General features: G+C 66.9%; 24 protein-coding genes and 2 tRNA genes. 5 read left to right on the top strand and 21 right to left on the bottom strand.

The genetic code is table 11. From position 1 onward, the window contains the following. Positions 1-70: 70 nt before the first annotated feature. The gene (gene glmS, locus V7Q42_RS03300) at positions 71-1,900 is read right to left on the bottom strand and encodes a glutamine--fructose-6-phosphate transaminase (isomerizing) (protein ID WP_333822442.1); all 1,830 of its coding nucleotides are present in this window, start codon (positions 1,898-1,900) and stop codon (positions 71-73) included. 113 nt (positions 1,901-2,013) lie between these two features. Continuing rightward, positions 2,014-3,363 carry a bifunctional UDP-N-acetylglucosamine diphosphorylase/glucosamine-1-phosphate N-acetyltransferase GlmU gene (glmU, locus tag V7Q42_RS03295; RefSeq protein WP_333822441.1) on the bottom strand — a complete coding sequence of 450 codons (1,350 nt, stop codon included), beginning with the start codon at positions 3,361-3,363 and terminating at the stop codon, positions 2,014-2,016. A 153-nt stretch (positions 3,364-3,516) separates the two neighbouring features. On the opposite strand from glmU, the gene V7Q42_RS03290 reads away from it, so the two are divergent. Next, entirely contained in the window at positions 3,517-4,731 is a 1,215-nt protein-coding gene (locus V7Q42_RS03290) for an SPOR domain-containing protein (RefSeq protein ID WP_333822440.1), read from the top strand. A 208-nt stretch (positions 4,732-4,939) separates the two neighbouring features. On the opposite strand, the gene V7Q42_RS03285 is transcribed toward V7Q42_RS03290, so the two are convergent. Continuing rightward, the gene (locus V7Q42_RS03285; protein ID WP_333822439.1) at positions 4,940-5,674 is read right to left on the bottom strand and encodes a cytochrome c biogenesis CcdA family protein; all 735 of its coding nucleotides are present in this window, start codon (positions 5,672-5,674) and stop codon (positions 4,940-4,942) included. A gap of 293 nt (positions 5,675-5,967) precedes the next feature. On the opposite strand from V7Q42_RS03285, the gene V7Q42_RS03280 reads away from it, so the two are divergent. Then, positions 5,968-6,042, top strand: a tRNA-Lys gene (locus tag V7Q42_RS03280). Positions 6,043-6,133: 91 nt separating this feature from the next. Here V7Q42_RS03280 and V7Q42_RS03275 read toward each other — a convergent pair. Both V7Q42_RS03275 and V7Q42_RS03270 read right to left on the bottom strand, forming a co-directional pair. Further along, the gene (locus tag V7Q42_RS03275) at positions 6,134-6,520 is read right to left on the bottom strand and encodes a DUF302 domain-containing protein (protein WP_333822437.1); all 387 of its coding nucleotides are present in this window, start codon (positions 6,518-6,520) and stop codon (positions 6,134-6,136) included. Positions 6,521-6,680: 160 nt separating this feature from the next. Next, positions 6,681-7,484 carry a TrmH family RNA methyltransferase gene (locus V7Q42_RS03270; protein ID WP_333822436.1) on the bottom strand — a complete coding sequence of 268 codons (804 nt, stop codon included), beginning with the start codon at positions 7,482-7,484 and terminating at the stop codon, positions 6,681-6,683. 266 nt (positions 7,485-7,750) lie between these two features. On the opposite strand from V7Q42_RS03270, the gene V7Q42_RS03265 reads away from it, so the two are divergent. After that, positions 7,751-7,825: transfer RNA gene (locus tag V7Q42_RS03265), tRNA-Glu, on the top strand. A 93-nt stretch (positions 7,826-7,918) separates the two neighbouring features. Here the strand turns inward: V7Q42_RS03265 and V7Q42_RS03260 are convergent. The 4 genes from V7Q42_RS03260 to V7Q42_RS03245 form a co-directional block, all read right to left on the bottom strand. Beyond that, on the bottom strand, positions 7,919-8,992 hold the full coding sequence (locus V7Q42_RS03260) for a tyrosine-type recombinase/integrase (RefSeq protein ID WP_333822435.1): 1,074 nt from the start codon (positions 8,990-8,992) through the stop codon (positions 7,919-7,921). Beyond that, complete coding sequence (locus tag V7Q42_RS03255) at positions 8,989-9,183, bottom strand: hypothetical protein (protein WP_333822434.1); 195 nt, start codon at positions 9,181-9,183, stop codon at positions 8,989-8,991. The genes V7Q42_RS03260 and V7Q42_RS03255 overlap by 4 nt, the downstream gene beginning before the upstream one ends. A 98-nt stretch (positions 9,184-9,281) precedes the next feature. Then, on the bottom strand, positions 9,282-9,734 hold the full coding sequence (locus V7Q42_RS03250; RefSeq protein WP_333822433.1) for a hypothetical protein: 453 nt from the start codon (positions 9,732-9,734) through the stop codon (positions 9,282-9,284). 2 nt (positions 9,735-9,736) lie between these two features. Beyond that, complete coding sequence (locus V7Q42_RS03245; protein ID WP_333822432.1) at positions 9,737-9,892, bottom strand: Arc family DNA-binding protein; 156 nt, start codon at positions 9,890-9,892, stop codon at positions 9,737-9,739. Between the two features lie 89 nt (positions 9,893-9,981). Between V7Q42_RS03245 and V7Q42_RS03240 the strand changes: the two genes are divergently transcribed. Together V7Q42_RS03240 and V7Q42_RS21420 are read left to right on the top strand one after the other, a co-directional pair. Next, complete coding sequence (locus V7Q42_RS03240) at positions 9,982-10,293, top strand: Arc family DNA-binding protein (protein ID WP_333822431.1); 312 nt, start codon at positions 9,982-9,984, stop codon at positions 10,291-10,293. Between the two features lie 886 nt (positions 10,294-11,179). After that, the gene (locus V7Q42_RS21420) at positions 11,180-11,626 is read left to right on the top strand and encodes an aspartyl protease family protein (protein ID WP_442958159.1); all 447 of its coding nucleotides are present in this window, start codon (positions 11,180-11,182) and stop codon (positions 11,624-11,626) included. Positions 11,627-11,655: 29 nt separating this feature from the next. Here V7Q42_RS21420 and V7Q42_RS03235 read toward each other — a convergent pair whose 3' ends face one another. The 12 genes from V7Q42_RS03235 to V7Q42_RS03180 form a co-directional block, all read right to left on the bottom strand. After that, positions 11,656-15,291, bottom strand: a complete 3,636-nt coding sequence (locus tag V7Q42_RS03235) for a tape measure protein (RefSeq protein WP_333822430.1) — start codon at positions 15,289-15,291, stop codon at positions 11,656-11,658. Positions 15,292-15,438: 147 nt separating this feature from the next. Next, complete coding sequence (locus V7Q42_RS03230) at positions 15,439-17,028, bottom strand: terminase large subunit (protein ID WP_333822542.1); 1,590 nt, start codon at positions 17,026-17,028, stop codon at positions 15,439-15,441. 99 nt (positions 17,029-17,127) lie between these two features. After that, entirely contained in the window at positions 17,128-17,445 is a 318-nt protein-coding gene (locus V7Q42_RS03225) for a phage head closure protein (protein ID WP_333822429.1), read from the bottom strand. Then, complete coding sequence (locus tag V7Q42_RS03220) at positions 17,442-17,834, bottom strand: DUF3168 domain-containing protein (RefSeq protein ID WP_333822428.1); 393 nt, start codon at positions 17,832-17,834, stop codon at positions 17,442-17,444. Before V7Q42_RS03220 ends, V7Q42_RS03225 begins: the two co-directional genes overlap by 4 nt. An 11-nt stretch (positions 17,835-17,845) precedes the next feature. Continuing rightward, positions 17,846-18,259, bottom strand: a complete 414-nt coding sequence (locus tag V7Q42_RS03215; RefSeq protein ID WP_333822427.1) for an HK97-gp10 family putative phage morphogenesis protein — start codon at positions 18,257-18,259, stop codon at positions 17,846-17,848. Between the two features lie 12 nt (positions 18,260-18,271). Further along, positions 18,272-18,574 (bottom strand): head-tail connector protein, encoded by a 303-nt coding sequence (locus V7Q42_RS03210; RefSeq protein WP_333822426.1) that lies wholly within the window; start codon positions 18,572-18,574, stop codon positions 18,272-18,274. Between the two features lie 58 nt (positions 18,575-18,632). After that, positions 18,633-19,259 (bottom strand): hypothetical protein, encoded by a 627-nt coding sequence (locus tag V7Q42_RS03205; RefSeq protein ID WP_333822425.1) that lies wholly within the window; start codon positions 19,257-19,259, stop codon positions 18,633-18,635. A gap of 4 nt (positions 19,260-19,263) precedes the next feature. Further along, entirely contained in the window at positions 19,264-19,536 is a 273-nt protein-coding gene (locus V7Q42_RS03200; RefSeq protein WP_333822424.1) for a hypothetical protein, read from the bottom strand. Next, positions 19,533-19,877, bottom strand: a complete 345-nt coding sequence (locus V7Q42_RS03195; protein WP_333822423.1) for an HNH endonuclease — start codon at positions 19,875-19,877, stop codon at positions 19,533-19,535. Before V7Q42_RS03195 ends, V7Q42_RS03200 begins: the two co-directional genes overlap by 4 nt. Positions 19,878-19,880: 3 nt before the next feature. Then, positions 19,881-20,102: a helix-turn-helix domain-containing protein gene (locus V7Q42_RS03190; RefSeq protein WP_333822422.1), complete on the bottom strand. Its 222-nt coding sequence runs from the start codon at positions 20,100-20,102 to the stop codon at positions 19,881-19,883. Next, the gene (locus tag V7Q42_RS03185; RefSeq protein WP_333822421.1) at positions 20,099-20,677 is read right to left on the bottom strand and encodes a hypothetical protein; all 579 of its coding nucleotides are present in this window, start codon (positions 20,675-20,677) and stop codon (positions 20,099-20,101) included. The genes V7Q42_RS03190 and V7Q42_RS03185 overlap by 4 nt, the downstream gene beginning before the upstream one ends. Positions 20,678-20,679: 2 nt before the next feature. Beyond that, complete coding sequence (locus V7Q42_RS03180; RefSeq protein ID WP_333822420.1) at positions 20,680-21,150, bottom strand: iron ABC transporter substrate-binding protein; 471 nt, start codon at positions 21,148-21,150, stop codon at positions 20,680-20,682. Between the last annotated feature and the right edge of the window lie 12 nt (positions 21,151-21,162).

Genomic DNA, 21,162 nt, shown 5'->3' with positions numbered 1-21,162 from the left:
CCTCCAATCGCCTTCTTCGATTCGTCCGTCATGACGGCGGTGGCGCCGGGTCGTCACGTCCGCGGGCCCGTCACTCCACCGTGACGGACTTGGCGAGGTTGCGCGGCTGGTCGACGTCGGTGCCCATGAACACCGCGGTGTGATAGGCGAGCATCTGCACCGGGATCGCATAGACGAGCGGCGTGATCGTCGCCGGCATGTCGGGCAGGACGATCGTCTCGAGCGTCGGCACCGAGGCCTCCGCCGCACCCTTCTCGTCGGTGATCAGAATGATCCGACCGCCACGCGCCGCCACCTCCTGCATGTTGGAGACGGTCTTCTCGAAGATGCGGTCGTAAGGCGCGATGACGATGACCGGGAGGGTCTCGTCGATCAGCGCGATCGGCCCGTGCTTTAGCTCGCCCGCCGCATAGCCCTCGGCGTGGATGTAGGAGATCTCCTTGAGCTTCAACGCGCCTTCGAGCGCCAGCGGGAAGCTGGAGCCTCGGCCGAGATAGATGACGTCCTTGGCCTTGGCGATCTGGCGGGAGAGCCGCTCGACCCTGGGCTCGAGGCGGAGCGCCCGCGACACCAGCCCCGGCAGGTCGCCGAGGGCACGTACCAACGTCTTCTCGTCGCCGTCGGCGAGGATGCCGCGCGCCTTGCCGGCTGCGATCGCCAGCGACGCCAACACCGCCAACTGGCAGGTGAAGGCCTTGGTCGAAGCGACGCCGATCTCCGGGCCGGCGAGCGTCGGGAAGATCACGTCGGATTCGCGCGCGATGGTCGAGGTCGGCACGTTGACCACGGCGGCGGTGTGCTGGCCGTGGGCCTTGCAGTAGCGCAGCGAGGCGAGCGTGTCGGCGGTCTCGCCCGACTGCGACACGAACAGCGCCAAGCCGTTGGCCATCAACGGCGGTTCGCGATAGCGGAACTCCGAGGCGACGTCGATCTCCACCGGCAGCCGGGCGAAGCGCTCGAACCAGTACTTCGCCGTCAGACCGGCGTAGTAGGCGGTGCCGCAGGCGACGATGGTCAGGCGATCGAGCTTCGTCCAGTCGAAGGGCGGTTCGATCGGCAGGCGGATCTTCTCGGCGCCGAGATCGAGATAATGCGCCAGCGTGTGGCCGATCACCTCGGGCTGCTCGTGGATCTCCTTGGCCATGAAGTGGCGATAGTTGCCGCGGTCGACCTGGAAGGCCGAGGCCGAGACGACGACGACCGGCCGATGGACGACGGCGTCGGCCTCGTCGTGGATCTCGGCGCCCGAGCGGTGGATCACCACCCAGTCGCCCTCTTCGAGATAGGTGATGCGGTCGGTGAAGGGGGCGAGCGCGATGGCGTCGGAGCCGAGATACATCTCGCCGTCGCCCCAACCCACCGCCAGCGGGCTACCGCGGCGAGCGCCGATGATGAGATCGTCCTCGCCGGGGAAGAGGAAGGCGAGCGCGAAGGCCCCCGACAGCCGCTTCAGCGACGCCGCGACGGCCTCTTCGGGCGACTTGCCCGCCGCGAGGTGATGATGGACGAGTTGGGCCACCACCTCGGTGTCGGTCTCCGACTCGAACACCTGACCGGCCGCGACGAGTTCGTCCTTGAGCTCACGGAAGTTCTCGATGATGCCGTTGTGCACCACCGCGACGCGGGCCGTCGCATGCGGGTGGGCGTTGCCCTCGGTCGGCGCGCCGTGCGTCGCCCAGCGGGTGTGACCGATGCCGATGAGGCCGGCGAGCGGCTCCTTGGCGAGGCGCGCCTCGAGGTTGCGCAGCTTGCCCTCGGCGCGACGCCGGGTCAGGCCCCCGTCGGACTCGAGCGTCGCCACGCCGGCCGAATCGTAACCGCGGTACTCGAGCCGCTTCAGCGATTCCACCAGATGACCCGCGACCGGTTCACGCCCGACGATGCCGATGATGCCACACATGGAGGACGAACCCTTAGCCGTTGATGTTCCGAGAACTTCTATCCCGCCCGTCGCACCGACCCGAAATCACATCGTGTGTCGCTTTGTGACGTGGTCCCGCGCGACCCGGCCGATCACTTGGCCGCCTTGGCGCGCGCCATGCGCGTCCGGTAGGCCGCCGCCCAACGTTCGCGCGTCATCTGTCGCTCCCGCGCCACCGCCAGAGCGTCCGCCGGCACGTCCTGGGTGATCACGCTGCCCGAGCCGATGTAGGCGCCGTCGCCGATCTTCACCGGCGCCACCAGCGACGAGTTCGAGCCGACGAAGGCGCCGGCGCCGATGTCGGTGTGATGCTTGAAGTAGCCGTCGTAGTTGCAGGTGATGGTGCCGGCGCCGATGTTGGCCTTGGCACCCACCCGGGCGTCGCCGATGTAGGTCAGGTGATTGACCTTGGCGCCGTCTTCGATGCGGCCGTTCTTGATCTCGACGAAGTTGCCGATGTGGACCTCGCGGCCGAGGTCGGCGCCGGGCCGGAGCCGCGCGTAGGGGCCGACCGTCGCCCCCTCGCCCACCCGCGCGCCCTCGAGATGCGAGAAGGCGCGGATGCGGGCGCCGGTCGCCACGACGACGCCGGCGCCGAAGACGACGTTCGGCTCGACCGTCACGTCGGCGGCGATGTCGGTGTCGGCGGAGAAGAACACGGTCTCCGGGGCGACCAGCGTCACTCCGTTCGCCAGCATCTCGGCGCGCCGGCGCTTCTGGAAGATCGCTTCGCAGGCGGCGAGCTGCGCCCGGTCGTTGGCGCCGAGGAACTCGTCCTCCGCCCCCTCGACCGCCACCACGGTGAGGCCGCGGGCGTGGGCGATCTCGACCGCGTCGGTGAGGTAGTACTCGCCCTTGGCGTTGGTGTTGCCGATGGCGTCGAGCAGCGACAGCACGACGCCACCGCGGAAGGCCATGATGCCGGAGTTGCAGAAGGTCACGGCGCGCTCGGCGTCGGTGGCGTCCTTCTCCTCGCGGATGGCGACGAGACGGCCGTCGACCTCGATCAGCCGGCCGTAGCCGGCGGGATGGGGCGTGCGGAAGCCGAGGACCACCAGATCGGCGCCCTGCGCCAGTTTGGCGCGTACGTCCGCCACCGTCTGCGGCCGGACGAGCGGCGTGTCGCCGTAGAGCACGACGATGTCGTCGGCGCCCTCCTCGATCGCGGCGCGCGCCCGCAGCACGGCGTGCGCGGTGCCGAGCCGCTCGACCTGATGGACGATCGCGTCGGCTCCGGCGGCCGAGACCGCCTTTTCCACCGCCGCCATGTTCGGCCCGACGACCAGCGCCAGACGGGCGATCCCGGCCTCGCGCGCCGTCGCCATGGCATGGACGACCATCGGCCGACCTCCGACCTCGTGCAGGACCTTCGGCATGGCGGAGCGCATCCGCGTTCCCTCGCCCGCGGCGAGCACGATTCCGAGCGACGACCTCTCGGTCATGGATGGACCTCTCCGTCTTCGATCTACCGCCCCAGGAATAGCCGATCGGCGTTTCCTTTTGGTTTCACCGCATCACCGGCGAACGGCGGTGGGTCTAGCGTGGAAATGCTATCCTCGTCACCGCGATTCGACAGAAGACGGGCGAACACGGTCGTGGTGGAGCGAAACGGCGACATCGGCGAATGGATCGAGGAGGAAGCGAGCGGCGGCGGACTGGCCGTGCTCGGCTGGGGCTTCGGCGCGGTCGTCACATTCGTTCTCGCCTTCGCATCGTGGCAGTACGCCCCGTCCCGCCCTGCCCCAGGGGCACTCGCCCGCACCGAAATCGGTCAGCCCGACCCGAGCGAGATCACCGGATCGATCGCCGCCACCGACGGCGCGACGACTTCGGTCCTGCCGTCTCGCACCATCGGGCTCGGCCGCGTCGCGCCCATGCCGCTCGCCGGACACGAGACGGTGGCGACGTCGCGCGATCTGGACCGGCTGCGCGCCGAGATCGCCGAGATCCGGCGCCGCATCCAACAGATCGGTATGGCGGGTGACGGCGTTTCGCGCCGGCTCGACGGCATCGAGGAGCGGATCTCGTCGGTTCGGGGGCCGGTGGACGCCGCGACGTCGCCCGCCGTCGCCGGCACGCCGACCGGCGCCTCCGGCGGACCGACGATCACCGCGGCCAGCGAACCGCAGAAGGCGGAACGCCTACCGACACCGCTGCCGCGGCCGGCGCTCGACGCGCGTCTCGGGCCACCGGCAAGCGGCTACGACGTCGACGGACCGGCGACCACCGGCGCCGTGCCCAGGGCGCCGCGTTCGCCCGCCCGCGGCGACACGGCGGCGCTGCCGGCGATCAAGGCGGAACCGTCACCCAAAGTGGAGGCGGCACCCAAGGCGGAGGCTGCTGCCAAGGCGGAAGCGGCACCGGGGGTGGAGACGCCGGACGACCATCGAGCGAAGGATGCGAGTTCGGCCGAGACCGAGCCGAAGCCCGTGGAGGCTGCCGCCGCGCCCCGGACCGAGGTCCAGCCCGCGCGAACGGTACGAGTCGTCTCGACCGCGCCGACCGACACGCCGGCGGTGAAACCGGCGGCGACGGTACCGGCTTCGGCGATCGATCTCGGCGGTTTCCGTACGCTCGCCTCGCTGCGGCGCGCCTGGTCCGACACCGCCGGCCGCAACGCCGAGCTCGCCAAGGCGCTGGAGCCGCTCGCCCGCCTGCGCGAGACCGATACGGGGATGGAGGCGCGCCTGCTCGCCGGCCCCTTCGCCGATCCGACCGAGGCCGCCAAAGCGTGCCTGCGCCTCAAGGCGGGCGGCGCCCCCTGCGCCGTCACCACCTATTCCGGCCAGCCGATCGGCGGCCTGCGCTGAGGCGCGCGGTTCTCACGGGAACGAGAAGCGAGGACGACGGTTCGCCCCGCCGGTCGCCGTCACGGGTGGACCCGGGGCGTATCAATACCGAAGGCCGGAAGGTGCCGACGCGCCCGGCCTTCGAAGACACGCGAATTTCTCACTTGCGTCAGAGGCATGAGAAATTCGCGTCAGGAATGCCATCGGTCCTTTTCGATGATCGATGGTGTCAGCCGACGGCGGAGAGGATCGGGAAGGTCTCGATCAGCCAGAACGACAGCCGCTCGATGCCGCCGGTGAGGAAGGCGATGCCGGTGAGGACGAGGAGACCGCCGGTGATCTTTTCGACCAACGGCATGTGGGCGCGGAAGCGGCTCATCAGCCGCAGGAACGGCTGCGAGAAGGCCGCGGCCGCCAGGAACGGCACGCCGAGGCCGGCGGCGTAGATGGCGAGCAGCAGCGCGCCCTGCCCCACCGTGTCGCGGCTCGCGGCGACGCCGAGGATCGCCGCCAGCACCGGCCCGATGCACGGCGTCCAGCCGAAACCGAAGGCGAGACCGACGACATAGGCACCGACGGCGCCCGCCGGCTTGCGGTCGACGTGGACCCGTGCCTCGCGGAACAGCAGCGGAATGCGGAAAGCGCCGAGGAAGTGCAGGCCCATGACGATGATGGCGAGGCCGGCGACGATCGCCAGCGTGTTCAGGTGCTCGCGCACCAACTGGCCGAAGACCGACGCCGACGCGCCGAGGGTGACGAAGACGGTGGAGAACCCGGCGACGAAGGCGAGCGCCGAGCCGAAGATCCGTCGCCGCGCCCGATCGAAACCGGAACTCTCCAGTTCGTCGAGGCTCGCCCCGGCGATGTAGGCGAGATAGGGCGGCACCAGGGGCAGGACGCAGGGCGAGACGAAGGAGAGGACACCGGCGGCGAAGGTGCCGAGGAAGGTGACGTTGGAGGTCATTCGGATCGCATCTCCGTCGGGTCTTCCGTCGCGGCCCGCAATGAACCGGGGGTTCGGGCGGGACCGGGGGATCGGGTGGTCGCGCCGTACCTATCGCGAAACCACCTCGCGACGAAATCACCTTCCCGACAGCCGAACCTCGAGCTTCGTCAAGTGCCGGTGCTCGGCGGACGGCCCGAAGCGGGTGCGGCGACTTTTCGCCCGTCCCGGACGGCCCGGCCGCGCGATCGTCGCGACCCGGAACCACCGCTTGACCGGCGCACCACCGTCCCCTTATGGTCCGGCCGCGCTGAGGGCCGGTAGCTCAGTGGTAGAGCACGTGACTTTTAATCATGTGGTCGCGGGTTCGATCCCCGCCCGGCTCACCAGACCCTTCTCGTCTTCCCGATTTTCCCGCCTTCACATGCGGCGCGCACGGCTGCGGACGATCGTCCGAGCCGCGCGCGCCTCCGCTTGCGGTCACACCGCCGCGACGACGTCTGCCAGGATGTCGCGCACCTTGCCGGCGATGGCGGTCAGGGCGGGATTGTCGATCCCCGCCATCGAGGCGACCGGATCGACGGCGCTCACTTCGATGCCGCGGTCCACCGCCCTCAGGATGACGTTGCACGGCAGCATCGCGCCGATCCGCGGCTCGTGGCCGATCGCGGCATGGGCGAGCTTCGGGTTGCAGGCGCCGAGAATGCGGTAGTGCGCCATGTCGACGCCGAGCTTCTTCTTCATCGTCGCGGCGACGTCGATCTCGGTCAGGACGCCGAAACCGGCGTCGCCGAGCGCCTTGCGCACCCGTGCGTCGACGGTCTCGAGATCGGCGTCGGTGATCACGCGGTCGATCGTATAGGCCATGGGGTCTCTCCTCGTGTGGCGATGTCGTCCATCGATCACATAGGGCACCTCCGCGTTTTTTCCGAGGTGTTTCCGAAGTCACAGGCTCGAGAGATCGTGAGCGGCGGCGGTGGCGCCTGCTCTCGATCGAAGAGCGGCGCTCGTCGAACTCGCGCGTGGCTCAGCGCCGCGCCGTCAGGTGATGCAACACGATGCCGCTGGTCACCGCGACGTTGAGGCTGTCGACGCCCGGCGCCATCGGGATCGATACGGCGCGCGAGCGCGCCAGCACCTCGGCCGGCAGCCCCGGACCCTCCGTTCCGAGGACCACCGCGACGCGGGCCGGCGGGGCGACGTCGATCAGCCGCTCGGTGGCCGAGGGCGTCAGCGACAGAATCTCGAAGCCGTGACGCTCCAGGAGCCCGACCGGATCGGCGCCGCGTTTCAAGCGCGCCTGCGGCACGCTCAGCACGTGGCCGACCGAGACGCGGATCGCCTTGCGATAGAAGGGATCGCAACATTCGGCGTCGAGCAGCACCGCATCGGCGCCGAAGGCGGCGGCGTTGCGGAAGATGCCGCCGATGTTGTCGTGGTTGGCGATACCGCAGGCCGCCACCACCACCGCCCGCGGCCCCAGACCGGCGAGCAGGGCCGCCGCCTCGACCGGCGCCTCGCGCCGGCCGAGCGCCAGGATGCCGCGATGGAGCGGGAAGCCGGCGATGGCGTCGATCACCGGCCGCGACGCGACGAGGACCGGGACCTCGTCCGGCAGTCGCGCCAGCGTCTCGGCGAGCCCCTCCACCCGCCGCTCGTCGAGGAGCACCGTGAGTGCGCCGTGGCGTCGCGACGCCGCCAGGACCGCCAGTACCACAGCGCCTTCGGCGACGAAGAGCCCGTCGCGGCCGACGAGGTCGCGCTCGCGCACGTCGCGGAAGGCGGCGACGCGCGGGTCGTCGGGATCGTCGACGCGGGTGAAGGCGGCCATGGCGAAGTCTCTGCGGGCGGCGGCTCGGCGGATCGCCGCGATTCGCGCCAAGGTTCGGGGAACGATCGGATTTCGACGGCGATCCTATCGCGCCGAAGACGGCTTTTCATCCTCGGATCGTCGGCCACGAGGTGCTCCGCGGGTCGCGCCGCACGCTTCGCCGCCGGGTAAGGCCGCGAACCCGGAAGCCCTCTCGAAGGTGTCGACGAGACGGCGTCTCGGGGCTTGCCCCCTCCGCCGAAGCCATATATGAAGCCGCCTCGTGAGCGCCCTTCGTCTATCGGTTAGGACGGCAGCCTTTCACGTTGCAAAGACGGGTTCGACTCCCGTAGGGCGCGCCACTTCACGATTTCCGCTCAATGATATCAGCACCTTGAAGCCGAAATCTGCTACCTCCGGGGGTAGGTTAGCAGGTCGCCGTTGCTCGCCCGTTCTCATTTCACCGTCGCGCGCTTGGTGACGGCCGATTGCGCAAGGCGCTTCTGGTTCACGGCCTGCACGTAGGTCTCGATCTCCTTCATGTTGCGATGGCCGGTGATCGACATGATTTCCAGGGTGCTGCATCCGGCCTCGGCGAGACGACGGCACGCGGCCTTGCGCAGGCCGTGGGGCGAGCTGTGAGGCGGCAAGCCCGCATCCTTGGCCGCTTCGATGATCCAGTTCGTGAAGGCCTTCTCCGACCGCGCCACGCCCGTGCGCGTCGCTATCAGGTTCAGGTGCTCGTGCCCGATCCCGGCGAGCAGGCGGGCGAAGTCGTCGTGGATGGGGATGTTCAGCTCGACCATCTCGCCGCTCTTCTTCGTGTGGATCACGATGAAGCCGCCTTGGATGTGCTGCCGTCCGAGGCGCACGGCGTCGCTGCGGCGTAGGCCGGTGTAGAGCAGGATCTCGAGAGCGACGCGCTGGGGGGTGCCCTCCCCCCACTTGGCGCGGAACGCCTTGATGTCGTCCTCGGTCCAGGTCCGATAGCCCTTCGACTTGTGCTGAACAGGATCGACGTTGAGCATGGGGTTGTCGGGCCGATACTCCCACTTCACGGCGAGCTTCATGAGCATCGAAAGCCGCTTGCGGGTGTTCTTGGCCTGCGCGGTCGACCGCTTGGCGATGTCGCCGAGGATGGCGTCGATATGGATGGTCTTGATCGTGGCGACCCGCTTGTCGCCGTGCGCGAGCCGGAAGGGCTCGATGACGCTCTTGTAATTGCGCCGGGTGGCGGCTGCCTTCGACGTGAAGCCGGCGGAGCGGTAGTAGTCGGCGACCAAGGCGTTGATGGTGCCGGGCACCGTGCGGGACGCGCCGGCCCCCAAGCTGGCCACGGCGGTGGCGGGAGAAGCCTTGGCCTCGTCGCTGGCCTTCACGGCCCGATGGTAGGCGGTCCAGAACTCTTCGCTGAACATCGGACGCGGGAGCGCCACCCGAGGCTGCCCCTCGCGATTGAAGTAGAGGCGCGGCTTCCCGTGGCGATCGACGTACTCGTGAACGTAGGGAGGCTTGCGCGGCGTCTTCATTGTAACACCACGTCCCACTCGTTGGGGTTGACGGTGTTCTCGCCGTTCTTGAGAAGGCACTTCTCGGTCAAAATGCGAAACGTGCCATCGGGGTGGAACTTGGCCGCGACGGGCTTCTCCCCGAGGCTCACGAGCGCCTTCCACGCGCGCTTGAAGTCGGGGCTGCTGATGGTGGCGGGTTTACTCGGCACGATGCGCCTCCTCGAAGTGATCGACCCGCCGCCGGGGTCGACGACGGGTCAGGTTAAGTGTTCGCCTTTCACCATTGATTGCAGGCGCTCACGCGGCTTCAGGTTCGATGATGCGCGCCTTCGTCGGTCTCGCGCAGGTCATCGATGCAGTCGGCCGGCCAATCGAGCTTGGCGCAGAGGTCGGCGGCGAACTGGTCGGCGTCATCGGCGTCGACGACGAAGGTGTTCTTGGTGCCGAACAGGCCGACGCAGGTTTCGCCTCGGATGCCGTCCCGAAGCTCGATCCGCGCGCCGGCCGCGTCATAGTTCTTGGCGATCAGGCCTTCGAACAGGCTGGTGAAAGCGTCGGCGAAGTAGACAGGGCACTTGTCGATCAGGTCGACGAGCGCCGCCTCTTCCGTCACCGCGTCGAGCCCATCGGCGTCGATCTCGGGTTCGTCGGCGATCATGCGCGCCTTGATGTAATTGGCGAGATGATCGTCGAGGTTCAGGTCGATCTCGATCGGGTTCGCGGTCTCGTTGCCGAGCTTGATGGTGATGGTCGCTTCCATGGTCACTTCTCCTTCTGGTCTTCCGTGGGTCGCGTCGCCGCCTCGATCAAGGCGACGACTTCGCCGTTCATGTTGCGGTGGTTGGTCTTCGCCCGTTCTTTGAGGGTGTCTTTCAATTCCGGGGGCAACCGCACTTTCAGTTCGCTGAATGCCTTCATGCTCACCTCTATAGGGTTATTTAATACCCCTATCATTGCGCCCCGACACCCCTTGCTGTCAACCCCCATCGCGGGTAATCATTCAACCCATGAGTCAGAACCCGCCAGACATGAAAATCCGACTATCGGCCGAACTGCGCCGAAAGGTCGAAGACGCCGCACGTCAGAATAATAGAACGTTGAATTCTGAGATTGTCTTCCGCTTGGAGCATAGCTTCGGATCAGAACCCTCGCGCTTAAAGCGAAGACACTGGTCCAAGATCGAAGGTTCTGAGGCGAATAGATGCGCCGACGACTCTACTATTGTAGTTCTAGACGTTGACGGTGACGGATATGCTGACGCCATATTGTCAATGGATGGGAAGCACTACTCATTCAAAGTGAAGGCTGAGAAGGAATGAGCCGAGGGCCGGGGAAGCTGATGCTCGCCATTCGTGAAGCCGTCCTCGCCGCCGGTGGGAAGGACGTGACCAGCCGGGAGTTGGCGGCGGCGATCCATGGCGAAGGCTTCTCGGCGGGGCAGTTGCGGAGCGTTCAGAGGGCTCTACGCACTCTCCCACCCGAATGGGGGGTCAAGGTCTTCCGGTCTGGTCACGGATTGGGGTCGGGCACCCCCGGCGCCGAGCTGAGGGCGTTCTTCTCGACGGCTACCGAGGCCGACAAGTCGGCCGCGCTTCAATTAAGTGTTCGTCGTTAACCATCGAGTGCACGAATATCGGATTATCCCCGCGTCGGCACCGAGGCACCATGACGAACACCGCAGGGTGGTCATCAGAGCCGGAACTTTCGTCGGACACGGACATTTCATCGCAGGGGACCCCGAAATTGCGGAATGGCGAAATGCATGTGTTTCCATGCGCTTCGTCTCGTTTGCGCCCGTTTCGTCCCGTTTGCGCCCGTTTCGCTCCGATTGAAACGTGTTGACTGAAACCCATTTAATTGACACCAAACACGTCTAGGAAGCGGGATCTATCCGGTGGCGACGGCTCGTTAACCAGTTCGTTGCACACTCTCAAAGCGCCGACGCTGCGTAGGATAACTCTGCGGAGATGACGCCATGAGTGCCCTTGAGCAAGAAGTTAAAACCTACAACGAGAACCTCCCCGTGCTGCTTCAGCATATCGGACGTTTCGTGCTCATAAAGGGCTCGGAGATAGAGGGCTATTTCGACACATATGGTGACGCATTAAGCGCGGGTTACGCCAAGTACGAGCCGGGCGAATTCTTGGTTCGGAGGATAGCGCCCGCTGAGCAGGTTTCGTATTTTTCGAGAGGCCTGTCTTTTGCATGCCGAGCATAACCTCTAGCTATGGACCGATGGGCTTTCTGATACAAGTAGTTGTGTCACTAAGCGTTCCACATCGAGATGCGCTTCTGCGTTCTGGAAGAACCTTGCCCGCGCCGGTAACGGGGACTTTCCTTATTGATACTGGTGCGTCTTGTACTTGCGTTGACCCTGGTCTTGTTGCTCCGCTTGGATTGGTGCCGACAAGCGTTGCAAATATTCAAACCCCATCGACAAATGGGGGCATTCATGCGTGCAATCAGTACGACGTAATGCTGGTGCTTGTTCCTCGCAGCCCGGCTCATCCGCCTTTCTCTATTGAAGCTCTGCCTGTTATTGAAACCCTGCTTCGTCCACAAGGAATTGACGGACTTCTCGGGAGAGACGTTCTTGATAAGTGCGTACTATTTTCCAGTGGTGAAGACAGAATTTTCACACTTTCTTACTGACTACCAAAGTTCTGAGATCACTAATTTTCTCAATTGTTCCTCGCCCCCGCGAGCTGCAACTGAGCTGCCGCCGATGCCTTCTGCTGCATGTCCGAACGTCTGAACGTGTCGGGCGGGTTGACGGCGGCGGCGATCTTGCCGGCGAGCATGTCGGCGAACTGGCGATCCTGTCGAACGTTCCCGGTGCTCGCCGCGCTCACGTTGATGTTGTTGTTCGTGGTCGACGAGAAGGCCGACCGGGAGACGATGCCGCCGGTGGCGAACCTGGGGGCCTTGCCGGCGTTGATGGCTTCGAGCACCGGCCGATTGGCGGCGGTGGCCTTGGCGTTCACGACGAACTCCCCGTTGCTGAGCATGGCGGGGATACTGTCGGAGGTGCCGGTGCCCGGTCCCGAGACGTGCCCGCCCTCGGCGAAGCCGAACAGGCTGAACAGCCCCCCGCCGCCGCCGAGGCTTCCGAGAAGCTGCTGAACGAGGTTGCCGAGCATCCCGCCGAACTTGCCGAGGCCGGGGATCGCCGACATGGCCTGAGACGCCACCCCGCCGATGCCCTGTCCGAGGGTGCCGAGCTGGGGGACGGTTCCCGTCGCCGTCATGTCGAGCTGCTGTAGTGGCTGCTGCAATCCGGTGAAGGCCTGCCCCGTCTGGTTCGTCTGCTGAATGAGCTGCTGTTGCGCCTGTGCGGCCTGCTGAGCGGCCTGTGCCTGCTGCTGGGTGGTGTCGACGGCGCTCTTGCCGTTCTGCTGCTGGTAGAGCTGCCACGCGCTGCCCCACTGCTGTTGCGACATCGGATAGGCCTTGCCGGCCTCCTGAACGGCCATGTACTTGGCGAGCTTCGTGGCGGTGTCCTGGTTACCCATGAGGTCGGCGAGCTTGGCGTCGGGGGCCATGCCGAGCTTGCCGGCGACCGATCCCACGTACTGGTCGGAGGAGTTGCCACCCGACCACGTCGTGATCGCCTTGCGGAGATCCCAGCCCTTGGCACCGTACTTTTGCAGCAATTCGAACTGCGCCGCGGCCCCGGCTTCCGGGGTCGGGAACATGCCGATGTTGTTGCCCTGTCCGAGACCGTCCGCGAGGTTCTGTTTCCCCAGCACCCCGTACTTCTTCTGCCACGCCGCGTACCACATGGCACCGGGATTGTTGGTGCGGATGCTCGCGGGGATGCTCTTGTCATAGGCGTTCGCCGGGATCGTGCCCTTCAACAGAGCGGCGAGCGAAGCGGCGTTCTCGGACGGCAGCGCGGCCGGCGAGAGCGGCGCGACGACGGGCTTGCCCTGGGCAGCGGCTTCGACGGTGTTGACCGGGGCCGCGCTCGTCGGCGTGGTCGGCGCACCCGGCACGCCGGGGATGGCACCCGTCACGGTGACGGTGCCGGCGTTGACGGTCGCCGAGGGCGTGGTGATGCCGGCCGGGTTGAAGTTGACACCTGCCAGCGGGTTGCCGGGGGCATAGGCCGGCTTCGTGGCGGTCGGATTGAGGAAGTTCGCCGCCTGCTGGAACATCGGGTTGTTCTTGCCGAACGACTGTTCCCACATCTGGTCGAGCGCCATGTCGAGGAACTTCTCGCCGATCTTGCCGAGGGCGTTGGCGAAGGCCTCGGACGCGCTCTTGCCGTGCGCGAGGTCGGAGATGAAGCCCTTGAACGTGCTCTTGCCGGCTTCCTCGAGGTCCTTGGCCTTCTGGGCGGCTTCCTGCTGTGACTGGGCGAGCGCCTTGGCTTCCTGCGCGGCGCGGCTGTAGGCGTCGGCGAGGGCGCCGATCTTGGACTTGACGTCGTCGGTCATGACGACGCCTTCCTTGGTCGCCGCGTTGACCAGCTCTTGGGCGACCTTCTGACGTTCGAGGGCGGCTTCGACCTGTTCCACGCTTCCGGTGATCGATCGACGAAGGCTGATTTCGGCCTGTAGGGCGGTGATCCGCTGTTGAAGGTCGGTGTAACCCTTGGTGACTTCGAGCGGCATCGTCTTGCCGGCGGGGATCGGAGCCGAAGCCTTGCCGGCGTCGGCGGCCTTGGTCTTGGCTTCTTCGGCCTTGCGCTCCGCCGCACGCTCGTTGGCCTTGCGACGCCACGCGTCGAGGGCGGCATCGGCCTGCCCATTGATCGACGACAGGGCTTCGCCCACGCGGTCGCGGGTCATCTGACGGAGCGCGTCGACGTAGGCTTCGCCCGCCGCCGCACCGGCCCCGGCGTAGCTGTTGGTGATCCTGCCGAGGTCGATCGAGCCGACCTTCCCCAGCTCGACACCCACCTTCGACCCGACGCTGTTCAAGGCGTCGACGGTCATGTTGACCAGCTCGACGATGCCGTTCAGGGCATTCTCGACAATCGAGATCAGCCCGTTGACGGCGGAGATGGTCGCCGAGGCGACGGCGGCGGGGAGCTTGGTGAAGGTCGCGACCAGCACGTCATAGACCATGGCGAAGCTGTTCACGACGGTGTTCGCCACCCACTTGGCGACGTTGGCGACGTCCGCCCACGACAGGCTCACGCCGGAGAGGGCGTTGCCGATGAAGTCGACGGCGACGCGGAAGGCGTTGGTGATCGTGTCGGCGGCGATCGTCGCCCCTTCCTTGATCCCATCCCACGCCGCCCCGGCGTAGTCCTGCAGGTTGGCGAGGTCGCCTTCGATCGGGTGGAGCTGGTCGCCGAAGGCCGTGACGGCATAGGCCGCGGCACCGGCGGCGGTCGCCAGCAACAGGAACGGGTTCGTCGCCACCATCGCCGCCGTGGCGACGCCGGCCCGGATCATGCCGGGCACGTAGGCACCGAGAAGCACGGCGGCGGCCGCGGCGGCGGCGTTGGTGACGGCCCCGATGTTGCCGGCGAGGCCGTCGACCACCGAACGGAAGGCGGCGGAGATGCCGTTCGCTTCCGCCGTCTTGCCGATGTAGGCGGTCAGCTCGTTGCCGAGCTTGGTGAAACTGTCGCCGATGGTCGCAGTGGTGGCGGCGAACTGGGCTTCGACCTTGGGGCCGGCGGCGAGGATCGCCGCGAACACCTTGTCCGAGGTGAGCTTGCCTTGCTCGCCGAGGGCCTTCAACGCGCCGATCGGCACTCCGAAGGCGTCGGCGATGGCTTGCGCGATCGGCTGGGCATTCTCCTTGATCGCCCGCAACTCGTCGCCCTGGAGGACGCCGGAGCCGAGGGCCTGTCCGACCTGGAGCGCGCCAGACGCGGCCTCGGCGGCGGTGGCACCGGAGGCCTTGAACGACTTGGCGAGGATGCTCGTCGCGCGGGCGACGTCGCCTTCGGTCTTTGCGACGCCCGCCGAGGCGCGGGTCAAGCGGGCGTAGAGGTCGACATAGGCTTCCAGGGAGGTGCGGGCGTCGTTCGCCTCCGCCTTCAACTCGTCGAGGGATCGTGTCTGCACGCCCGTGGCGGTGGCGGCGGCCTTCACCTTGTTCCCGGCTTCCGTCCAAGCATCGGCATATCGCCGGATACCCTCGAAGGTGATCCCCGCGCCGATCGCGCCGAGGGCGCGGTTCACACCGAGGGCGGTCGAGCCCATGAGGCTTTCGAGCCGGTCGGCCGACTGGCGAGCCCGCCGTTCCACCGCACTGAACTGACTGTCGGCTGTGCGCGAGGCGCGGGCGAAGGCCTTTTCGAACTGATTGATCCGCGCCTCTAGGCTGACGATCAAGCCTTCGGTTTCGGTCGCCATGGGTTAACCCTTCCTCGTCTCTTCGATTGAGGCCGGGGGCCTCGTTGGACTACGTTCTACTTCGGCCCATGCGGGGCCGGCGCTGCGGCGCAAACTGGCGAAGGTCAGACGCAAGTGCGCGAGGCACGGGCACTCCAATTGCACTCGTCACCAGACGAGCAATCCCCCGGCCCGTTCATCGGTGGAATAGATCGAGCGGCCGGTATCCCCTGCCGAGCACCGCGCAACGGCCATGGCGGCGGCGACCGCACCGTCGATCCGGTCCTTCGACTTCCCCTTGTGGAACGCCTTGTTGCCGGCCTTGTCGGTCTCGACGGCGATGTTGTCGAAGTTCCATCGAAGCACCGGGTGCCCGCCGTGGCGGAACCTGCCGCCGACGATGGCGCGTTCGAGTTCCTTGATCGCCGGGGCCATCGTCACCCACCCCTGTCGCATCTCGACGGCCGGAAGCCCGTCTTCCGACAGGTTGGCGAGCATGTTGCGGGCGAGGTGAGGGTCGAAGGCGATCTCGCGCACGTCGAAGCGGTCGCAGAGGTCGCGGATGGTGTTCTCGACTTCGCGGAAGTCGACGACGTTGCCCGGCGTCGGGACGATGAAGCCTTCCCCCGCCCACCGGGGATAGGGCACGCCGTCCCGATCGGCCTTCCGGGCGAGGTTGTCGCGGGGGCAGAAGAACCACGGATGGACGATGAAACCCTCGTCGCGGTCGGGGTCGCGCCAACAGGCGACCACGGCCGTGAGGTCCGAGTTCGACGACAGGTCCACCCCCAGCCAACAGGGCTCGCCTTCGAGGGCGTCGAGGTCGATCGGGTCCGAGCCCTGGTCGTAGACGGTCATGTCGAGGAACGGGTCGGAGGAGTGGTCCAGCCAGACGTTCAGGTGCAGTTGCCGGAAGGCCTCGCGATCGGACGGGCGGAGCGCGGCTTCGCGGGCGAGCTGACGAAGCCCCGCGAGGTCGGGATAGCCATGGGCCATGCCGGGATTGACGGCCCGCCACAGGGCTTCGTCCTGCCAATCGGCGTCGCGCGGGGCCTCGTAGAGGATCGGCAACGTCGACGGATCGTCGACCTCGCCGCGCGCCACCTTGCGGGCGTAGTCGATCACGTCGAAGGCGATGTTCTCTTGTCCACGTCCCGCCGTGGTGATGACTACGAGCAACGAGTTCGGGACCTTGACGAGGCCGGTGCGCAGCACCTCCCACAGGTCGCGCTTCTTCCACGCATGGATCTCGTCGGCGAGGGCGAACACCGGCGTGCGGCCGTGCTGGGTGCCCGCGTCGGAGGAGATCGCCTCCAACCACGAGCCGTTCGGGAACGCGATGCGGTTCTTGTATTCCTGCAACTTGATCGTGTCGGCGGCGTCGAAGCGGCGGGAGGCCTGCCCCCGTCGCCACAGGTTCTCGTCACCCGACGCGATGATGCCTTCGGCCTCGCGGAACCCGATCTTCGCCTGTTTCTGGTCGGATGCCGCGAACAGCACCTCGCCGCCCGGCACCGCCTCCGGCCCCATGGTGTGGAGGAGCGACAGGGCAGCGCCGAGGCTGGTCTTCCGGTTGCCGCGGGGCAGCATGACGATGACGTTGCGGACAATCCGGTTCCCGAACTCGTCGCACGGTCCATAGATCTTCCGCACGATCTCCTCTTGCCACGGGTCGAGCTGAAACCGGTTCCCCGGAAGCCGCGACTTCGGATGCTTCAACGAGCGCAGGAAGTCGACGGCCCGTTGCCCGTACCCCATCGGATCGGGGATCGCCGGGAACGGGTTGATCGGCTCGACGACGAGCGGAGCCAGCGCGGGAACCTTCTTCTTCGCGGGGAGGACGATGCGGCCCATGCGTCACCCCCGCGCCACGCAACGGAGGTCGAGCCCTTCGCGGCGTCCGAGTTCGACCACCTCGGCGATGCCGAAGGCGCGGCCGGCGTAGGTGACGCGATCGGCCGGCGTCACACCGTCGAGGAACCGGGTGCGGAATGTGACGGTGGTGACGGTCACGGCTCCGGTGTCGTGTGACGTGTCATCGGCGGAACGCTTCACGAGCTGGGCTCGCATGGTCGCGACCGGTGCCCACACCTCGGACGGGGTGCCTTCGGTTGTGACGCTGGTTGTGACGCGTTCGATGACGATGGTCCGATCGAGGGAACCGGCTCGGATCACGGCACGATCTCCTTCATCGGGGCTTCGACGGTGACGACGGCGTGCCCGTACCCCGCCGGGTCGCGCATGAAGCGCGTCGAGGCGATGCGCAGGTCGACGACGTGGAAGCGGAGAATGACGAAGGGCAGCACCAGCGCTTGGCGCACGGCGTGAGCGATCGTCTTCACGGTGGCGAGACCGGGTTCTTCCGCCCACACGTGCACGTCGAGGGTGACGGCGAAGCGGTCCCGCGCGAGGCCTTCGTCGGGGAGCGTCTGCCCCTCGCCGATCAGGATGCAGGGGAACACCTCCGGCCGGTCGTTCTTGTCGAGCACGTGGTCGGCGGGCACCAGCGCGACGAGGTCGGGCGAGGCGATCAGCCGTGCGCGCACGAGGGTCTGTAGTGCCAACGAAGGTTCCGTCACTTGATCCACCCTTCCCGAACGGCGCGGCCGATCGAACGCTTGATCCGGTTGGCGATGCGCTTCTTCGTCAGGCGGTAGGCTGGCCAGAAGAACGGTTGCGCCGGGGCATGAGCGACCCCGTACTCGACGAGATGGGGGTAACGGACGTCCTCGTTGCCGGCGGTCACGAGCACTTGGTTCGGGCCGGCCGTGGTCGATCCTCCCGGCTGGGAATAGGGCGGCGTGGTCCCGCCCGGCGGGGTCATCTCGATACTGTCGCGAAGGGCTCCGGTGCGGACGGGCACGAGGGCCTGTTGCCGGGCGACCAGCTCTTCCCCCGACTTGATCAAGGCCGGCGTCACGGCGTCCCGCACCGCCTGCGGGATGGCGTTCATGCGGCGACGGAGGCGTTCGAGCTGGGGCGAGGACATGCGTCGACCTCCTCAGAACACGTAGGTTCGATACGGGGCGAGCAGGTCGAAGAAGCCGGGATCGAGGCTCCCGACGTTCACGCCCACGGCGTTGGCTTCCCGGTTCTCGTAGAGGCTGGCGACGAGCTGGCGCACGGCTTCCTTGACCGGCTCCGGCGTGCCGTTCGGGAAGGCGGTCGCATCGTCCAGGGCCGACCCGATGAAGGTGGCGACCCACGTCTCGGCGGCGGCGATCTTCGACGCGATCAGCACGTCGTCGTCCGTGAGGGTCAGATTGAGGTGCTCGCGCACGTCTTCCACGGTCAGAATGGTCATGTTCGGGCACCTCATCCATTCGTAAAACCGATCGAATGCCGTCGATCGATCGATTTTATCAATGCAGATCGTTCACGCGGCTCCGTCCGCCGGTCCCCGAGGCGTTCGGGAAAGTCTCGGACACCCCCCGGGTGGGGCTCGTGCAATCGATTGCACGGAAGGCTTCGACCATGCGCGCGATGGCGTGGGCGTTGCGGGCTCGACGGAAGGCCGTGACCATGCGGAGGATGATCGTCGGGCGCCTGGGGGAGACGGGCGTGGTGAGGGTGCGTTCGATCGTCCATCCCGCGTCGAGGCGCTGATAGAGAATATGCCGATCGATGCCGGTGAAGCGTGCCCATTCGGCGACGTTGCGGGTGATGCCCTTGAAGGTCACGCGCCGATCGTTCGGCCTGGGGTCGAGGGGGCTGAGTTCGATCTCGTGGGGTTCGAGCACCCTGTCCCCACTGCGACGCTCATAGACGGTCGTGTGGTGGCACCCGAGGATGGTTGCGATCTCTCGCACGGTGCGCCACGCGCCGCGGAAGAGATACCGCACGGGCTGGCGCCCACGAGGGTGGCGGGCGACGTCCTCGATCGTGTTACCCCGAATGCGGGCACGAATGGCATTCTGGCTGAGACCGGCCATGTCGGCCGCCTCGGCGATCGTCAGGTGCTGGCCTCTGAACAGGTAGCGCTTGGGCATGGCGTCACCATCCGGTCTCGGGGAAGCGGGGTCCGAGCCCACGACGCATTCGTTGCTCGTCGGACATGCGCCGCTTGTCGGGATGATCGAGGGGACGGCCGGCCTTGGCACGTCGGAGGATCGTCGCCTTGTTGAGGCCGGTGCGCTTCGCGATCTCGGCGGCCGTCAGCATCTCGCCCTTGAAGTAGTAGGTGGGGTGCCGGGAAGCCGCGCCCGTCTTCGCACGGCGGTGGGCGATGAACCGCGTCGCGTGGTCCATGATCTCGGTACGGTTCATCGGCGGCGTTCCTCCGATTGCTTGCGGCTCGAATGGCAAGAGACGCACAGGGGTTGCCAGTTTGACCGCTGCCAGAAGAGGCGCTTGTCGCCACGATGCGGGATGACGTGGTCGACGACGGTCGCGGGTTCCCCACACTTGGCGCACTTGGGGTGCTTGGCGAGGAACGCGGCGCGGGCCTGCTGCCACTTGCCGTCGTACCCTCTCTCACGGGCCGATGGGCGTTGCTCGTCGTGACGCGCCTTGCGTTCCTTGTCGCGCGCGATCGCCTTCGAGCAACGAATGCCCGAGGCGTGAACCCCACCACAGAGACCACAGACGCGCGGTGCGGCGATCGGCATGGGTCAGGCCTCCTCGATCGGGATCGGATGGGCGTCGAGTTCGACCCCGAACATGGCGAGGCAGAGTTCGAGATCGTCGACCCGCATGGACGTTTCGGCCCGGAGGAAGCGGCGGAGCGTCGAGCGCGACAGGCCGGTCAGGCTCGCGAGTTCACGTTCCGAGACGTCGGCCTCGCGCATGAGGTCGTGAAGGATGGCGGGCCATGCGGTCGAGCACCTGGTCATGCCGGCTCCCGCGTCACCTTCGTGGTGCCGAACGTGCCGAACACGGTGCGGATCTTGTCGTCGAGCGGCCGGTCGTCGGCGGTCGGGGTGTCGTCCTCGGACGATCCGAAAATCGATCGCAGCATCTCGACGCGGCCTCGATAGGCCTCGGTGATCTCGGCGGGTGTGGCGTCGAGCGTGACGTCGGGCGTCCACCCCAGCCATCCGGTGCCGATCCTGTAGAGGCTCGCGAGGTGTTCGGAGAACGGGACGGACGGCAGGGGCTTGCCGCTGGCCTTGGCACGGCGTGCGGGGGCGGTCTCGGGATCAATCCCCGCGCACCCGAGCACGTAGAGCGTCAGGGGCTCGCGGAGCTTGGCGAGGCCGGCGGCGAAGATGGCGTCGAGGGTGACGTCGTGGGCGTGGGGGCGGATGATCTCCGCCGCCACTGTGAGCGAGCCTTCCTCGATCCCGTCGAGGACGGCCTTGAAGCTGCCGGGTCGACGTTCGAGCCGGAGGGCATGACGAAGGGACGGGCGAAGCATGATCGCCTCGCCCGCCAGATGCACGATGATCTCCTCCGCCAGCCGTCCCATGATCAGGCCGCCGCCACGACTTCGAGGATCGCGCCGTCGATCCCGAGTTCGAACGTGGTCTTCATGAGATCGTCGGCCCCCTTGAAGGCGTTCTTCGCGCTCATGACGACGGCTCGGAAGTAGAACGTCGTGGGCGTGCCGGTGGCGCTCGGCTTGTCCGAGAGTTCGACCTTGAAAGCATAGGGAAGCACGTCTTCGACGGCGGCGCGCGCCTTGATCTGGCCGGCGTCGAGCGGATCACGAGCGCAGACGAGCGACACCTTGCCGGAGTCGATCGTGCCCTTGCGGCGTCGGACATGGCCGTCCGCGAGCGACTTGAAGGTGATCTCGGTTCCTTCCGCGCCCCACTCGCCGAGGTCTTCGACTTCGCCGATCTCGGTGAAGGTGTCGGCTTCGAAGGCGGCGAGCGTGGAGATGGTGGCGTTGGCGGAGCCGATGTAGATGCGGCTCTTGGCCGTTGCGGCGATGCTCATGGTGATGTCCTT

The organism is Pinisolibacter sp., assembly GCF_036782435.1.
In the GTDB taxonomy this organism is placed as follows: Bacteria; Pseudomonadota; Alphaproteobacteria; order Rhizobiales; family Ancalomicrobiaceae; genus CALBKH01.
This window is presented reverse-complemented; position numbering and strand designations above follow the sequence as displayed.

Excerpts from the sequence above, each read along its gene's own strand:
- V7Q42_RS03245 (WP_333822432.1), bottom strand. The coding sequence starts at position 9,892 with ATGAAGGCATTCAGCGAACTGAAAGTGCGGTTGCCCCCGGAATTGAAA.
- glmS (WP_333822442.1), bottom strand. The coding sequence starts at position 1,900 with ATGTGTGGCATCATCGGCATCGTCGGGCGTGAACCGGTCGCGGGTCAT.
- V7Q42_RS03235 (WP_333822430.1), bottom strand. The coding sequence starts at position 15,291 with ATGGCGACCGAAACCGAAGGCTTGATCGTCAGCCTAGAGGCGCGGATC.
- V7Q42_RS03180 (WP_333822420.1), bottom strand. The coding sequence starts at position 21,150 with ATGAGCATCGCCGCAACGGCCAAGAGCCGCATCTACATCGGCTCCGCC.
- V7Q42_RS03185 (WP_333822421.1), bottom strand. The coding sequence starts at position 20,677 with ATGGGACGGCTGGCGGAGGAGATCATCGTGCATCTGGCGGGCGAGGCG.
- V7Q42_RS03190 (WP_333822422.1), bottom strand. The coding sequence starts at position 20,102 with ATGACCAGGTGCTCGACCGCATGGCCCGCCATCCTTCACGACCTCATG.
- V7Q42_RS03260 (WP_333822435.1), bottom strand. The coding sequence starts at position 8,992 with ATGAAGACGCCGCGCAAGCCTCCCTACGTTCACGAGTACGTCGATCGC.
- V7Q42_RS21420 (WP_442958159.1), top strand. The coding sequence starts at position 11,180 with ATGCCGAGCATAACCTCTAGCTATGGACCGATGGGCTTTCTGATACAA.
- V7Q42_RS03275 (WP_333822437.1), bottom strand. The coding sequence starts at position 6,520 with ATGGCCTATACGATCGACCGCGTGATCACCGACGCCGATCTCGAGACC.
- glmU (WP_333822441.1), bottom strand. The coding sequence starts at position 3,363 with ATGACCGAGAGGTCGTCGCTCGGAATCGTGCTCGCCGCGGGCGAGGGA.
- V7Q42_RS03210 (WP_333822426.1), bottom strand. The coding sequence starts at position 18,574 with ATGACCATTCTGACCGTGGAAGACGTGCGCGAGCACCTCAATCTGACC.
- V7Q42_RS03195 (WP_333822423.1), bottom strand. The coding sequence starts at position 19,877 with ATGCCGATCGCCGCACCGCGCGTCTGTGGTCTCTGTGGTGGGGTTCAC.
- V7Q42_RS03270 (WP_333822436.1), bottom strand. The coding sequence starts at position 7,484 with ATGGCCGCCTTCACCCGCGTCGACGATCCCGACGACCCGCGCGTCGCC.
- V7Q42_RS03200 (WP_333822424.1), bottom strand. The coding sequence starts at position 19,536 with ATGAACCGTACCGAGATCATGGACCACGCGACGCGGTTCATCGCCCAC.
- V7Q42_RS03240 (WP_333822431.1), top strand. The coding sequence starts at position 9,982 with ATGAGTCAGAACCCGCCAGACATGAAAATCCGACTATCGGCCGAACTG.
- V7Q42_RS03230 (WP_333822542.1), bottom strand. The coding sequence starts at position 17,028 with ATGGGGTACGGGCAACGGGCCGTCGACTTCCTGCGCTCGTTGAAGCAT.
- V7Q42_RS03285 (WP_333822439.1), bottom strand. The coding sequence starts at position 5,674 with ATGACCTCCAACGTCACCTTCCTCGGCACCTTCGCCGCCGGTGTCCTC.
- V7Q42_RS03205 (WP_333822425.1), bottom strand. The coding sequence starts at position 19,259 with ATGCCCAAGCGCTACCTGTTCAGAGGCCAGCACCTGACGATCGCCGAG.
- V7Q42_RS03215 (WP_333822427.1), bottom strand. The coding sequence starts at position 18,259 with ATGTCCTCGCCCCAGCTCGAACGCCTCCGTCGCCGCATGAACGCCATC.
- V7Q42_RS03250 (WP_333822433.1), bottom strand. The coding sequence starts at position 9,734 with ATGGAAGCGACCATCACCATCAAGCTCGGCAACGAGACCGCGAACCCG.